Source organism: Kitasatospora sp. NPDC098663 (assembly GCF_044760075.1).
Lineage (GTDB): Bacteria > Actinomycetota > Actinomycetes > Streptomycetales > Streptomycetaceae > Kitasatospora.
The window spans coordinates 37,520-51,615 of the sequence record NZ_JBIWAP010000006.1; the positions used below are offsets into that span (position 1 = coordinate 37,520).

Genomic DNA, 14,096 nt, shown 5'->3' on the forward strand with positions numbered 1-14,096 from the left:
GCTGCCACGGTGCTGCCACACCGCGCGGCACAGTGGGTATGAAGCCTGACAGAGGGCCGCACGCCACCGGAGCGCCGCGATCACGTAGCGTGGGCGCACCGGGGCACGACGGGGCAGACGACCGAAGGGATCACGGTGAGCGACAGCAGGGGGCAACAGACCTCCGACCAGCCACCGCAGGACGACGGCGGCCGCCCGGCAGGGCGGCCGCCCCGGCCGCCCGAGCGCGGCAGCGGCCTCCTGGTGGGCCGCCCCTTCGGCGTGCCCGTCTACGTGACCCCCTCCTGGTTCGTCATCGCCGCGCTGATCACCTGGGTGTTCGGCGGCCAGCTCGGCGACGTCCTGCCGGACCTCGGCGCCGCCCGCTACCTGCTCGCGTTCTTCTTCGCGGTCGCCTTCTACGCCTCCGTCCTGGTGCACGAGCTCGCTCACACCCTGGTCGCGCTTCGCTACAGGCTCGGGGTACGGCGGATCCAGCTCCAGTTCTTCGGCGGCGTCTCGGAGATCGAGAACGAGGCCGAGAGCCCGTGGCGCGAGTTCTGGCTGGCCTTCGTCGGCCCGCTGCTCTCGCTGGTGCTCGGCGGCGTGTTCTTCCTCGCGATGCAGGCCGTGGAGCTCTCCACCGTGCCCGGGGTGCTGCTCACCGGGCTGATGGTCTCCAACCTGGTGGTCGCCGCCTTCAACCTGCTGCCCGGCCTGCCGCTGGACGGCGGCCGGATGCTGCGCGCGGTCGTCTGGGCGATCAGCGGCAAGGCGATGACCGGCACGGTCGCCGCCGCCTGGGTCGGCCGGGCGCTGGCCGTCGTGGTGCTGGTCGGCCTGCCGCTGGCCAGCGCCGCCCGCGGGATCGAACGCACCACGACCGACACCCTGGTGGACGCGGTGCTGGCCGCCGTCCTCGCCGCGATCATCTGGAACGGCGCCACCGGCAGCCTGCGCAACGCCCGGCTCAAGGAGGTGCTGCCCGGCCTGCGGCTGCGCGACCTCGCCCGCCGGACCGTCGAGGTCACCGCCGACACCCCGCTCGGCGAGGCGCTGCGCCGGGCCCGGGAGGCCCAGGCCGGCGCGGTCGTGGTGGTGGACGGCCGGGGCGACCCGATCGGCATCGTCCGCGAGTCCGCCGTCCGCGCGGTGCCCGAGCACCGCCGCCCGTGGGTCGCCGTCGGCCCGCTCGCCCGCGACCTCGAACCCGGCCTGCGGCTGGACGCCGACCTTGGCGGCGAGGACCTGCTGCGCGCCGTCCAGGCCACCCCGGCCGGGGAGTACCTGGTGGTCGAGGCGGACGGCCGGGTGTTCGGCGTCGCCGCGCTCACCGACATCGAGCAGCGCCTCACCGCCGCCGTCGCCGGCCGGTGATCACTCTGGTCGGGCGGACCGTCCGCTTCCCTTAGGATTGACCGCATGTCCGAACCGACCGGTGCCACCCGCCGACGCGGGCCCTTCCAGGTCGGGGACCAGGTCCAGCTGACCGACCCCAAGGGCCGCCACTACACGTTCACGCTCCAGGCCGGGAACCAGTTCCACACCCACAAGGGTGCGTTCCCCCACGACGAGCTGATCGGCGCCCCCGAGGGCACGGTCGTGCGCACCACGGGGAACGTCCCGTACCTCGCGCTGCGCCCCCTGCTCCCCGACTACGTCCTGTCCATGCCGCGCGGCGCGGCCGTGATCTACCCCAAGGACGCGGGGCAGATCCTGGCCATGGCCGACATCTTCGCCGGCGCCCGCGTCGTCGAGGCCGGTGTCGGCTCGGGCGCGCTCTCCACCTACCTGCTGCGCGCCGTCGGCGACACCGGCATGCTGGCCTCGTACGAGCGCCGGCAGGACTTCGCCGACATCGCCAAGGGCAACGTCGAGCGCTACTTCGGCGGGCCGCACCCGGCGTGGAAGCTCACCGTCGGCGACCTCCAGGACAACCTGGTCGAGGCCGACGTCGACCGCGTCATCCTCGACATGCTCGCCCCCTGGGAGTGCCTGGACGTCGCCTCCAAGGCGCTCGTCCCCGGCGGCCTGATCTGCTGCTACGTGGCCACCACGACGCAGATGTCCAAGACCGTCGAGGCACTGCGCGACCACGGCACCTTCACCGAGCCGCAGGCCTGGGAGACCATGGTCCGCACCTGGCACCTGGAGGGCCTGGCCGTCCGCCCGGACCACCGGATGATCGGCCACACCGGCTTCCTGCTCACCGCCCGCCGCCTCGCCGACGGCGTCGAGCCGCCGCTGCGCCGCCGCCGCCCGGCCAAGGGCGCGTACGGCGAGGACTACGACAACGGGGGCTCGGAGCCGAGCCTCCAGGAGCGTGCCGCGGCCCGTGCCGCCGCCCGTGCCGTCGAGACCGAGCAGCCCGACCTGGGCTGACCGGGAGCGCTTCCCAGGGGTGGTACGAGCCTGCTCGTGCCACCCCTCGGCATTCCGGCCGCCGGCGTGTGGGACGATGCTCGCGCACGCAGACCAGCTCCTGGGAGCACTGGAGGGGACGCCTGGTGGAGACCGCGGTCGGGACGACGGCTGGACAGCAGACACCGCGGGGCCGCACCGGGCCCGGGCACGCGCGTACCGCCCCCTGGCACTGGGCCCTGGCCCTGGCCGGCTGCGGCGCGGTGGTGGCCGCGGCCCTCGCCGCCGGCCCCGCCACCGGCACCCCGGTGCCCGTCCACGGCACTCCCAAGGCCCTCGGGGCGAGCGCCGCCCCGGACCCGGCCAAGGCCCAACTTCCGCTCGACTGCGGCCCGTTCCCGGTCGCGACGGCCATCAGCATGCCGGCCGACCTGGGCGACGGACGGCCCGGCACGGTCGTCGCCGCGCACTGCGCGGCCGAGAACGGCACCCCGCCGGACGCCGTCTACCTGCTCGGCTTCGGCCCCGGCGAGCGCCCGGTGGTGCTGGCCACGCTCCTCTCCGAGCGCGAGAACCTCACCCTCGGCCGGCTCGCGCTGCGCTCCGACGGCGCCATCACCGGTCACGCGCAGGGGTATTCGAGCGACGAGGTGCCGCGCTTCCGTCCCGACATCTCACTCGACCTCACCTGGATGCGCAAGGGCGGCGGCTGGGAACGTTCCCAGACCGCCGCCCCGGTCAGCCAGACCTGAGGGGAGGACGCGTCAGTCCGCGTCCGGCCCGTACACCTCGACCCGGTCGGTGACCCGGCGCACGTGGATGCAGTCGCCGGGGCACTCCTTCGCCGAGTCCACCACGTCCTGAAGGATCGTCAGCGGCACCGGGGCGGTCTGCCCGGGCTGCTGGCGCAGCTCGTCGTCCGGCCCCTTCACGTAGGCGAGGCCGTCGATGTCCAGCTCGAAGACCTCGGGTGCGTACTGCACGCAGATGCCGTCGCCGGTGCACAGATCCTGGTCGATCCACACCTCCAGCTGTTCGGCCGCTGCGGCCGTCTGCTCGGTTACCGACATGGTCCCCTGCCGTTTCTGTCCCGGGTCGCCCTTTTCCGGGGGCAATCCCGCCATTCGTACAACGATCGGACCCAGGCGCCCGGTCGCGATCGGATATCACTTCGCTCGACGATACATCTGGCCCGCTTTGGGTGGTGAGCGGTGGGTATCCCCTTAGCAGAGGGGAAGCACGCTGGGGCGAAGATCGGACACGCCCGTTCCATCTTTCTTGATCTAGGGGTTTACGGACCCCTGGTCCCAGGTAGGGTCTGGAAGCGTCCAGCTCCCCGGAGGAGGTGAGGACCGTGGCAGCCCACGATGACGACTACAACCGCAGCACCGGCAGGCCCGCTCGTGGTTCCGACGAGGCCGCTCAGGTCTCGTTCCTTGAGCAGGAAATCGCTGTGCTGCGCCGCAAGCTCGCCGACTCGCCGCGCAATTCGAGGATCCTCGAAGAGCGGATCGTCGAGCTCCAGACCAACCTGGCCGGAGTGTCCGCCCAGAACGAACGGCTCGCCTCCACCCTGCGAGAGGCCCGCGACCAGATCGTGGCCCTCAAGGAGGAAGTGGACCGGCTGGCACAGCCCCCGGCCGGGTTCGGCACCTTCCTCGAGGCCAACGAGGACGGCACCGCCGACATCTTCACCGGGGGGCGCAAGCTCCGCGTGAACGTCAGCCCCAACGTCGCCCTCGACGAACTGCGGCGCGGCCAGGAAGTGATGCTCAACGAGGCCCTCAACATCGTGGACGCGATGGCCTTCGAGCGCATCGGCGAGATCGTCACCCTCAAGGAGATCCTCGAGGACGGCGAACGCGCCCTGGTCGTCGGCCACACCGACGAGGAGCGGGTGGTGCGCCTCGCCGAACCGCTGCGCGAGCTCACCATCCGGGCGGGGGACGCCCTGCTGCTGGAGCCCCGCTCCGGCTACGTGTACGAGGTCGTGCCGAAGTCCGAGGTCGAGGAGCTGGTCCTCGAGGAGGTCCCGGACATCGACTACCGCCAGATCGGCGGACTGAGCAACCAGATCGAGCTGATCCGGGACGCGGTCGAACTGCCCTACCTGCACGCCGACCTCTTCAAGGAGTACGAGCTGCGCCCGCCCAAGGGCGTGCTGCTCTACGGTCCGCCCGGCTGCGGCAAGACGCTGATCGCCAAGGCGGTCGCCAACTCGCTGGCCAAGAAGGTCGCCGAGGTCACCGGGCGCCCCCAGGGGAAGAGCTACTTCCTCAACATCAAGGGCCCCGAACTGCTCAACAAGTACGTGGGCGAGACCGAACGGCAGATCCGCCTGGTCTTCCAGCGGGCCCGGGAGAAGGCGAGCGAGGGCACGCCCGTCATCGTCTTCTTCGACGAGATGGAGTCGCTGTTCCGCACCCGCGGTTCCGGCGTCAGCTCGGACGTGGAGAACACCATCGTCCCGCAGCTGCTCGCCGAGATCGACGGTGTGGAGGGCCTGGAGAACGTCATCGTCATCGGCGCCTCGAACCGTGAGGACATGATCGACCCGGCGATCCTGCGGCCCGGCCGCCTGGACGTCAAGATCAAGATCGAGCGCCCGGACGCCGAGGCCGCGAAGGACATCTTCTCCAAGTACCTCAAGGAGTCGCTGCCGTTCCACCCGGACGACCTCAAGGAGCACGACGGCTCCCTGGGCACCACGGTGGCCGCGATGATCCAGTCGGTCGTGGAGCGGATGTACTCCGAGACCGAGGAGAACCGCTTCCTGGAGGTCACCTACGCCAACGGTGACAAGGAGGTCCTGTACTTCAAGGACTTCAACTCCGGCGCCATGATCCAGAACATCGTCGACCGCGCGAAGAAGATGGCCATCAAGGACTTCCTCGACCACGGTCAGCGCGGTCTGCGCGTCTCCCACCTGCTCGCCGCCTGCGTGGACGAGTTCAAGGAGAACGAGGACCTGCCGAACACCACCAACCCGGACGACTGGGCCCGCATCTCCGGCAAGAAGGGCGAGCGGATCGTCTTCATCCGCACGCTGGTCACCGGCAAGCAGGGCGCCGAGTCCGGCCGCTCGATCGACACTGTCGCCAACACGGGGCAGTACCTGTAGGCACGCGGTGAGACCGGGCCGCCCGGCGGTCCCCGGAACAGCACGCACCCCGTCCGGCTGTGGCGCCTCGCGGCCCCGCAGCCGGACGGCGCGTCTCGGGGTCCGCCCGTCGGCGCCGGGTTCTAGGCTCGACCCACCGATCGCGGGCAGAACGCCGGCGCCGGTGTTGTTCAGCGGTACGTCGGCGTGCTCCGCCCGTGGGGGGCGGCGCACCGGGCAAGGAGGGCCGCATGACCGTACGGCGCGTGATGGGCATCGAGACCGAGTACGGGATCTCCGTGCCCGGGCACCCCAACGCCAACGCCATGCTCACCTCGTCCCAGATCGTCAACGCGTACGCGGCGGCGATGCACCGGGCGCGGCGGGCCCGCTGGGACTTCGAGGAGGAGAACCCGCTGCGTGACGCCCGGGGCTTCGACCTGGCGCGCGAGGTGGCGGACGCCAGCCAGCTGACCGACGAGGACATCGGCCTGGCCAACGTCATCCTCACCAACGGGGCCCGGTTCTACGTGGACCACGCGCACCCCGAGTACAGCTCGCCAGAGGTCACCAACCCGCGCGACGCAGTGCTCTGGGACAAGGCCGGCGAGCGGATCATGGCCGCCGCCGCGCAGCGCGCGCTGGAACTGCCCAACGGGCAGAACATCCACCTGTACAAGAACAACACCGACAACAAGGGCGCCTCCTACGGCACCCACGAGAACTACCTGATGAAGCGGGCGACGCCGTTCGCCGACATCGTCCGCCACCTCACCCCGTTCTTCGTCTCCCGCCAGGTGGTCACCGGCGCCGGCCGGGTCGGCATCGGCCAGGACGGCTCGACGCACGGCTTCCAGATCAGCCAGCGGGCCGACTACTTCGAGGTCGAGGTCGGCCTGGAGACCACGCTCAAGCGCCCGATCATCAACACCCGGGACGAACCGCACGCCGACGCGGAGAAGTACCGCCGGCTGCACGTGATCATCGGGGACGCCAACCTCTCCGAGATCTCCACCTACCTCAAGCTGGGCACCACCTCACTGGTCCTGTCGATGATCGAGGACTCCTTCATCGCCTCCGACCTCGCCGTCGACCAGCCGGTGCGCACCCTGCACCGGGTCTCCCACGACCCCACGCTCAAACACCTGATCACCCTGCGCAACGGGCGCAAACTCACCGCCGTCCAGCTCCAGCTGGAGTACTTCGAGCTGGCCCGCAAGTACGTCGAGGACCGCTTCGGCACCGACGCGGACGAGCAGACACTGGACGTGCTGGCCCGCTGGGAGGACGTCCTCGGCCGGCTGGAGCGCGATCCGATGTCGCTCTCCCGGCAACTGGACTGGATCGCCAAGCGGGAGATCCTGGAGGGCTACCGCAGCCGGGACGCCCTCGGGTGGGAGAACCCCCGGCTGCACCTGGTCGACCTCCAGTACAGCGACGTACGGCCCGACAAGGGCCTCTACAACCGGCTGGTGGCCCGCGGCCGGTTCGAGCGGCTGGTGACCGAGGCGGAGGTCGAGCGGGCCGTCTCCAAGCCCCCGGAGGACACCCGGGCGTACTTCCGCGGGCGCTGCCTGGAGCAGTACGCCGACCACGTCGCCGCGGCCTCCTGGGACTCGGTGATCTTCGACCTGCCGGGCCGGGACTCGTTGCAGCGGGTGCCCACGCTGGAGCCGCTGCGGGGCACCCGCAACCACGTCAAGGAGCTGCTGGACCGCTGTCGCACCGCGGAGGACCTGCTGCGGGTCCTCTCCGGCGGGTAACTTTTCGATCACCATGGGTGAACGTCCGCCGAATGGGAATCATCCGGGGTGGCAGCGGGTGTTGGACAGGAAGCGCCACCGGCAAACCGGGAGCGGCGGTCGCACCTTGTGTATAGGGTCGGTGCAGCAAGCAACGACCAAACCGTGCCAGAAGAATCGAGCGGGGTGAGGGAAATGGCGAGCAAGGACACCGGCGGCGGCCAGCAGCGGGCGAACCGCTCCTCCGAGGAGGTCGAGGAGCAGGCCGCGGAAACCCAGAATTCCGACGACCTCAAGGAACGCCAGGAAAAGCTGAGCGACGACGTCGACGCGGTGCTGGACGAAATCGACGAGGTCCTCGAGTCGAATGCGGAAGATTTCGTCCGCGGATTCGTGCAGAAGGGCGGGCAATAGCCCACCCCTGGTATTCGGGAATTCACGGTCGTGACCGTCGAGGGCGGTCGGGCGGCGAGGGCCGCCCGGCCGTCCGGCACCGGCCCCCTGCGCGCGTGGACAGTGATCGCCGGGCGGGTAGGGTGCGGGCAACGCGAGCTTCAAGCTACCTGGAAGGAATCGTGTGGAAGCCAACACTCGTGGCACCGGGCGTCTACCGGCTGCCTTCCTGACCCCGGGGTCCTCCTCCTTCGTGGACTTCCTCGCCGAGCACCGGCCGGAGCTGATCCCCGGCCACCGCGGGCTCCCGGCGGGGGCCGTGATCGAGGCCCCGCACGGGACCACCATCGTGGCCGCGGTGTTCGACGGCGGCGTGGTGATCGCCGGTGACCGTCGGGCGACGATGGGCAACGTGATCGCCCAGCGCGACATGGAGAAGGTGTTCCCGGCCGACGAGTACAGCGCGGTCGGCATCGCCGGCACCGCCGGCCTCGCCATCGAGATGGTCCGGCTGTTCCAACTGGAGCTGGAGCACTACGAGAAGATCGAGGGCGCGGTGCTCTCGCTGGAGGGCAAGGCCAACCGGCTCACCGCGATGATCCGGGGCAACCTGGGCATGGCGATGCAGGGCCTGGCGGTCGTCCCGCTGTTCGCCGGCTACGACCTGGACCTCGGCCGCGGCCGGATCTTCAACTACGACGTCACCGGCGGGCGTTCCGAGGAGCGCGGCTTCGCCGCCACCGGCTCGGGCTCGGTCTTCGCCCGCGGCTCGATGAAGAAGCTCTACCGCGACGGCCTGACGGCCGACCAGGCCGCCACGCTGGTCGTCCAGGCGCTGTACGACGCGGCCGACGACGACTCGGCCACCGGCGGCCCCGACCTCGCCCGCAAGATCTTCCCGATCGTCTCGCTGATCACCGAGGACGGCTTCCGCCGGCTCACCGACGCGGAGGTCACCGAGATCGCGGTCGCGATCACCGACGAGCGCCGCTCGTACCCCAACGGCCCGCAGGCCCCGCTGCTCTAGCCATCACCTCTCAGGAAAGGGACGACCGCCGGTGTCGACACCGTTCTACGTCTCGCCCCAGCAGGCCATGGCGGACCGCGCGGAGTACGCCCGCAAGGGCATCGCGCGCGGCCGCAGCGTGGTCGTGCTCACCTACGCCGACGGCATCGTCTTCGTCGCGGAGAACACCTCCAGAGCGCTTCACAAGGTCTCCGAGATCTACGACAAGATCGCCTTCGCGGCGGTCGGCCGCTACAACGAGTTCGAGAACCTGCGCATCGGCGGCGTCCGCTACGCCGACCTGCGCGGCTACTCCTACGACCGGGCCGACGTCACCGCCCGGGGCCTGGCCAACGTCTACGCCCAGACGCTCGGCACCATCTTCTCCTCGGTCGGCGAGAAGCCCTACGAGGTCGAGCTGATCGTGGCCGAGGTCGGCCGCACCGCGGACGAGGACCAGATCTACCGCCTCACCCCGGACGGCTCGATCGTCGACGAGAAGAACTACGTCGTGGTCGGCGGCAACGCCGACTCGATCGGCAACTACCTGGGCCAGCGCCACCGGGCCGGGATGAGCCTCACCGAGGTGGTCCGGGCCGCCGTCGACTCGCTCGCCCGCGACCCCAACGGCGGCAGCCCGCGGGCCCTCACCCCGGAGCAGCTGGAGGTGGCCGTCCTCGACCGCCAGCGGTTCCAGCAGCGCAAGTTCAAGCGCATCCTGGGCAACCAGCTCGCCCGGCTGCTCGACGGCGACCAGTCCGCCGAGTCGGACGACGAGGACAACCCGGCGGACACCGCGCCGGAGTAGCAGTGCCTGCGGAGTCCCGTACGGCGGCCGGACGGAGGCCGTACGGGACTCCGGTGCCCCTGCGGCGGCCCAGTCGTCGTGGAGGCGGTTTCGGACAGCTCCGACACAGAATGGAGTGCTCATGGACCGCCGGATTTTCGGGCTGGAGAACGAGTACGGCGTGACCTGCACGTTCCGCGGGCAGCGCAGGCTGTCGCCGGACGAGGTGGCGCGGTACTTGTTCCGCCGGGTCGTCTCCTGGGGCCGCAGCAGCAACGTCTTCCTGCGCAACGGCGCCCGGCTGTACCTCGACGTCGGCTCCCACCCCGAGTACGCCACCCCCGAGTGCGACGACGTGATCGAGCTGGTGACGCACGACAAGGCGGGCGAGCGGATCCTCGAAGGGCTCCTGGTCGACGCCGAGCGGCGGCTGCACGAGGAGGGCATCGCGGGGGACGTCTACCTGTTCAAGAACAACACCGACTCGGCCGGCAACTCCTACGGCTGCCACGAGAACTACCTGGTGGCCCGGCACGGCGAGTTCTCCCGGCTGGCCGACGTGCTGATCCCCTTCCTGGTGACCCGCCAGCTGATCTGCGGCGCCGGCAAGGTGCTGCAGACCCCGCGCGGCGCGGTCTACTGCGTCAGCCAGCGCGCCGAGCACATCTGGGAGGGCGTCAGCTCCGCCACCACCCGCTCCCGCCCGATCATCAACACCCGCGACGAGCCGCACGCGGACGCCGAGCGCTACCGCCGGCTGCACGTGATCGTCGGCGACTCCAACATGTCGGAGACCACGACGCTGCTCAAGGTCGGCGCCACCGACCTGGTGCTGCGGCTGATCGAGGCCGGCGTGGTGATGCGCGACCTCACCCTGGAGAACCCGATCCGGGCGATCCGCGAGGTCAGCCACGACCTCACCGGCACCCACCAGGTGCGGCTCGCCAACGGGCGCGAGGCCAGTGCGCTGGACATCCAGGAGGAGTACTACACCAAGGCGCTGGAGTTCGCCGACCGCAAGGGCATCAACACCGGCACCATCGGCCGGGTGCTCGAACTGTGGGGCCGGACCCTGGAGGCCGTCCGCACCGAGAACCTGGACCAGGTGGCCACCGAGATCGACTGGATCATGAAGTACAAGCTCATCGAGCGCTACCGCGAGAAGCACCAGATGAGCATGTCCAACCCGCGGGTGGCCCAGATCGACCTGGCGTACCACGACATCCACCGCCGGCGCGGCCTGTTCTACCTGCTCCAGGGCAAGGGCCAGGCGAAGCGGGTGACCACCGACCTCAAGACCTTCGAGGCCAAGTCCATCCCGCCGCAGACCACCCGGGCCCGGCTGCGCGGGGACTTCATCCGCCGGGCGCAGGAGCAGCGCCGGGACTTCACGGTGGACTGGGTGCACCTGAAGCTGAACGACCAGGCGCAGCGCACGGTGCTCTGCAAGGACCCGTTCCGCTCGGTGGACGAGCGGGTGGAGAAGCTGATCGCCGGGATGTGAGCCCCGCGGGGGATCCCAGGTTTGTGATCAAGGCGGTGTCCGGCCCCGGTGGTGTCTACCGGGGCCGGACACCGTCCGGGCATACGCTGTCCGTCGAAGTCAGGAGAGCCGACCTCGATCGACAGTTAGGACCACCGTGCGCCGCACCGCCGGTTTGCTACTCACCCTGCCCCTGCTGCTGGCGGTCGCCTGCAGCAGTTCGCCCAAGGCGGCCGGCCCGGCGACTCCGTCCGCGGCGAGCGCGCCTCCGACGGTGCCCGCGCCGGTCGGCGAGGCGTCGCCGATGCCCACGCTCTCGGGGGGCGGTTTCGGCAGCAAGGCCACCATCACCCTCCCGGAGGGCCAGCCCGGCGGCCAGTTCGTGGTGAACACCGTCAGCGAGGGCGAGCGGTCGACGGTCAACAAGGGCGACTGGGTGACGGTCAACTACACGGCGAAGGACTGGACCACCGGCAAGGACCTGCCCAGCTCGTACGACCCGAGCGGGAAGCCGCAGCTCTACCAGGCCGGCAGCGGACAGCTCGTGCCGGCGCTGGACCAGAGCGTGATCGGCAAGAAGGTCGGCAGCCGGCTGCTGGTGGTCGCCCCGCCGGCGGCGGCCTTCGGCGAGCAGGGCAGCACCCAGCTCGGCGTCAACAAGGGCGACACCGTGGTGTTCGTCCTGGACATCATGGAGAGCCTGCCGCAGGACTCCACGCTGACCGGCGCCATGACCCCGCCGCCGGCGACGATGCCGCAGGTCAAGGACAACGGCAAGGCCCCGGTGACGATCACCGTGCCGGCCGGGCAGGCCGCGCCCACCGACCTGGAGCAGGCGGTGCTGATCAAGGGCGAGGGCAAGCAGGTCAAGAGCGGGCAGACCCTGGTGGTGCAGTACACCGGGGTGCTCTGGAACAACGGCCAGCAGTTCGACTCCTCCTGGACGCACGGGGGCGCGCAGGCGGTGCAGATCGGCACCGGCAGCGTGATCGAGGGCTGGGACAAGGCGCTGGTCGGCCAGACCGTCGGCAGCCGGATCCTGCTCGTGGTGCCGCCCGCGCTCGGGTACAAGGACCAGGCGCAGGGCTCGGTGCCGCCCAACTCGACGCTGGTCTTCGTGATCGACGTTCTGGAAGCGGTTTAGGGAAGCGGTTTAGGGCGGACACGCTCTAGGAAGTCCCCTAGGGGATTCCGTACGCTTGGGCGGACGCTCGTACAACGAAGCGTCCGCCCTCATCCTGAGCTGTCATACTGCCCTCGCACTGTGGCAGGCGCCGCCCGGCGTCGAGGTCCGGGGCGGACGGTGCGACGGCAGACCGGCAGTCAGCACGCCGGTCGCAGACCTGGAAGACCTCGTGGCGAGATGGATGGGGAGTCATGACTGAGAAGACGCCGAGCCCGGGCGGGGCCGGCACCGCGGCGAACGACAGCTCTGCGGGTGACCCGGCCGCCTCGCGTCCCGGCGGCCCGCTCCCGGGGGACGGCGAGTCGATCGTCGTCCCGCCGTCGATCCTGAAGCAGCAGGCCGGCTGGGCGCAGCCCGGCGAGCAGCCGCGGGCCTCGGGCGGGACCAAGACGGACGACGCCCCGCAGATCTTCGCCTCCACCGTGCGTCGGGGCGACACCTCGGAGGCCGGGTACGACGAGAACCCGCCCGGGGTGGGCCGGCTGGGCGTGATCCTCGGCACGGTGCTGGCCGTGCTGCTGGCCGGCAGCGCCGTGACGCTGTACCTGGTGAACAAGGACGGCAAGTCGGACACCGCCGCCAAGCCGGACGCCGCCAAGAGCGCGCCGCCCACGCCGACCGCCGACCCGGTGCCGCCGATCAAGGACAGCGCCAAGGTGCTGCCCGCCGTCACCGGTGACTTCGGCAAGAAGGCCGAGATCCAGGTGCCGGGCGAGGCCTCCGACGGCTCCTTCGTGGTGAAGGTGCTGACCGAGGGCACCGGCCCCAAGGTGGACAAGAACTCCTGGACCTCGGTGGACTACACCGCCAAGGACTGGACCACCGGCAAGGACATCCCGAGCTCGTACGACAACAACGGCAAGCCGCAGATCTTCCAGGCCGGCACCGACGCGCTGATCCCGGCGCTGGACCAGGCCGTGGTCGGGAAGAAGGCCGGCAGCCGGGTCCTCGTGGTGGCCCCGCCGGCCGCCGCGTTCGGCTCCCAGGGCAAGGCCGACATGTCGATCGGGGCGAAGGACGACCTGATCTTCGTGATCGACATCCGCAACGCCAACGCGCCCGACTCGGTGGTGAGCGGCACCGTCACGCCGCCGCCCGCGGACTTCCCGCAGGTGAAGGACAACGGCAAGAAGCCGGCCGAGATCACCCCGGTGGCCGGCGCGAAGGACCCGACCGAGCTGAAGTCGCACGTCCTGATCAAGGGCACCGGGCCGGCGGTGGAGAAGGGCGAGAAGGTCGTCGTCCAGTACACCGGCGCGCTGTTCAAGGACGGCAAGATGTTCGACTCCTCGCTCAGCAAGGGCCAGGCGTTCTCCTTCCCGGTCGGCGGTGGCCAGGTCATCCAGGGCTGGGACCAGGGGCTGGTGGGCCAGACCGTCGGCAGCCGGGTGGAGCTGGTGATCCCGGCCGCGCTGGCGTACGGCGACAAGGGCCAGGGCGACATCCCGCCCGGCGCGCCGCTGGTCTTCGTGGTGGACATCCTGGACGCCGGTCAGGGCTGATCCACTTTCGGGTGACAATGGTGTGCGTGTGACCTTCAGGTCCGGCCGCGTGGCCGGACCACCCCGGGCGGTGGGCGCCCGTACCGTGGTCCGGGAACGGACCGGGGTGCGGGCGCCCGCCGCTTGGTCGTGACTGCAATGCGAAACGTGAGAAGAGGGACTGTGAGCGTCAACCTCAACGAGAAGCCCGAGATCGACTTCCCGATCGGCGACGCCCCGGCGGACCTGCAGATCCGCGACATCGTCGTCGGTGACGGCGAGGAGGCCAAGTCGGGCCAGGTCGTCAAGGTCCGCTACGTCGGCGTGACCTTCGAGACCGGTGAGGAGTTCGACTCCAGCTGGAACCGGGGCACCGCCCCGTTCTCGTTCCCGCTGGGCGCCGGCCGCGTCATCAAGGGCTGGGACCGCGGTGTCGCGGGCATGAAGGTCGGCGGCCGCCGCGAGCTGACCATCCCGTCGCACCTGGCCTACGGCAACCAGTCGCCGACCCCGCTCATCCCGGCGGGCTCGACCCTGATCTTCGTGGTCGACCTGATCGGCGTCTGAGTCGTTCCAGA

At 70.5% G+C, this 14,096-nt stretch carries 13 protein-coding genes; 12 read left to right on the top strand and 1 reads right to left on the bottom strand.

Annotated features, from left to right (window positions below; all coding sequences use genetic code 11):
* The first annotated feature begins 135 nt into the window (after positions 1-135).
* The 3 genes from ACIQVZ_RS08210 to ACIQVZ_RS08220 all read left to right on the top strand — a co-directional run bounded on the left by ACIQVZ_RS08210 (position 136) and on the right by ACIQVZ_RS08220 (position 3,092).
* Positions 136-1,356: a site-2 protease family protein gene (locus tag ACIQVZ_RS08210; protein ID WP_350877995.1), complete on the top strand. Its 1,221-nt coding sequence runs from the start codon at positions 136-138 to the stop codon at positions 1,354-1,356.
* Positions 1,357-1,401: 45 nt separating this feature from the next.
* The gene (locus tag ACIQVZ_RS08215) at positions 1,402-2,361 is read left to right on the top strand and encodes a tRNA (adenine-N1)-methyltransferase (RefSeq protein WP_350877994.1); all 960 of its coding nucleotides are present in this window, start codon (positions 1,402-1,404) and stop codon (positions 2,359-2,361) included.
* A gap of 125 nt (positions 2,362-2,486) precedes the next feature.
* On the top strand, positions 2,487-3,092 hold the full coding sequence (locus ACIQVZ_RS08220; protein WP_350877993.1) for a hypothetical protein: 606 nt from the start codon (positions 2,487-2,489) through the stop codon (positions 3,090-3,092).
* Between the two features lie 12 nt (positions 3,093-3,104).
* Here ACIQVZ_RS08220 and ACIQVZ_RS08225 read toward each other — a convergent pair whose 3' ends face one another.
* Positions 3,105-3,410: a ferredoxin gene (locus ACIQVZ_RS08225; protein WP_350877992.1), complete on the bottom strand. Its 306-nt coding sequence runs from the start codon at positions 3,408-3,410 to the stop codon at positions 3,105-3,107.
* Positions 3,411-3,694: 284 nt separating this feature from the next.
* Here ACIQVZ_RS08225 and arc point away from each other — a divergent pair, with 284 nt between their 5' ends.
* From arc to ACIQVZ_RS08270, 9 genes are all read left to right on the top strand, one after another.
* On the top strand, positions 3,695-5,461 hold the full coding sequence (gene arc, locus ACIQVZ_RS08230; RefSeq protein ID WP_350877991.1) for a proteasome ATPase: 1,767 nt from the start codon (positions 3,695-3,697) through the stop codon (positions 5,459-5,461).
* A gap of 230 nt (positions 5,462-5,691) precedes the next feature.
* Entirely contained in the window at positions 5,692-7,203 is a 1,512-nt protein-coding gene (gene dop / locus ACIQVZ_RS08235) for a depupylase/deamidase Dop (RefSeq protein WP_208869055.1), read from the top strand.
* Positions 7,204-7,377: 174 nt separating this feature from the next.
* Positions 7,378-7,596, top strand: coding sequence for a ubiquitin-like protein Pup (locus tag ACIQVZ_RS08240; protein ID WP_031069167.1), 219 nt, complete (start codon positions 7,378-7,380; stop codon positions 7,594-7,596).
* A gap of 163 nt (positions 7,597-7,759) precedes the next feature.
* Positions 7,760-8,602, top strand: a complete 843-nt coding sequence (gene prcB, locus ACIQVZ_RS08245; protein ID WP_350877990.1) for a proteasome subunit beta — start codon at positions 7,760-7,762, stop codon at positions 8,600-8,602.
* A 31-nt stretch (positions 8,603-8,633) separates the two neighbouring features.
* Positions 8,634-9,389: a proteasome subunit alpha gene (prcA, locus tag ACIQVZ_RS08250; RefSeq protein ID WP_350877989.1), complete on the top strand. Its 756-nt coding sequence runs from the start codon at positions 8,634-8,636 to the stop codon at positions 9,387-9,389.
* 121 nt (positions 9,390-9,510) lie between these two features.
* Positions 9,511-10,872 (top strand): Pup--protein ligase, encoded by a 1,362-nt coding sequence (pafA, locus tag ACIQVZ_RS08255; RefSeq protein WP_350877988.1) that lies wholly within the window; start codon positions 9,511-9,513, stop codon positions 10,870-10,872.
* A gap of 136 nt (positions 10,873-11,008) precedes the next feature.
* The gene (locus ACIQVZ_RS08260; RefSeq protein WP_350877987.1) at positions 11,009-11,995 is read left to right on the top strand and encodes an FKBP-type peptidyl-prolyl cis-trans isomerase; all 987 of its coding nucleotides are present in this window, start codon (positions 11,009-11,011) and stop codon (positions 11,993-11,995) included.
* A gap of 233 nt (positions 11,996-12,228) precedes the next feature.
* On the top strand, positions 12,229-13,539 hold the full coding sequence (locus tag ACIQVZ_RS08265; RefSeq protein WP_402448123.1) for an FKBP-type peptidyl-prolyl cis-trans isomerase: 1,311 nt from the start codon (positions 12,229-12,231) through the stop codon (positions 13,537-13,539).
* Between the two features lie 162 nt (positions 13,540-13,701).
* Complete coding sequence (locus tag ACIQVZ_RS08270) at positions 13,702-14,085, top strand: FKBP-type peptidyl-prolyl cis-trans isomerase (RefSeq protein WP_350877985.1); 384 nt, start codon at positions 13,702-13,704, stop codon at positions 14,083-14,085.
* Positions 14,086-14,096: the final 11 nt, after the last annotated feature.

Excerpts from the sequence above, each read along its gene's own strand:
- ACIQVZ_RS08215 (WP_350877994.1), top strand. The coding sequence starts at position 1,402 with ATGTCCGAACCGACCGGTGCCACCCGCCGACGCGGGCCCTTCCAGGTC.
- ACIQVZ_RS08225 (WP_350877992.1), bottom strand. The coding sequence starts at position 3,410 with ATGTCGGTAACCGAGCAGACGGCCGCAGCGGCCGAACAGCTGGAGGTG.
- dop (WP_208869055.1), top strand. The coding sequence starts at position 5,692 with ATGACCGTACGGCGCGTGATGGGCATCGAGACCGAGTACGGGATCTCC.
- ACIQVZ_RS08240 (WP_031069167.1), top strand. The coding sequence starts at position 7,378 with ATGGCGAGCAAGGACACCGGCGGCGGCCAGCAGCGGGCGAACCGCTCC.
- pafA (WP_350877988.1), top strand. The coding sequence starts at position 9,511 with ATGGACCGCCGGATTTTCGGGCTGGAGAACGAGTACGGCGTGACCTGC.
- ACIQVZ_RS08265 (WP_402448123.1), top strand. The coding sequence starts at position 12,229 with ATGACTGAGAAGACGCCGAGCCCGGGCGGGGCCGGCACCGCGGCGAAC.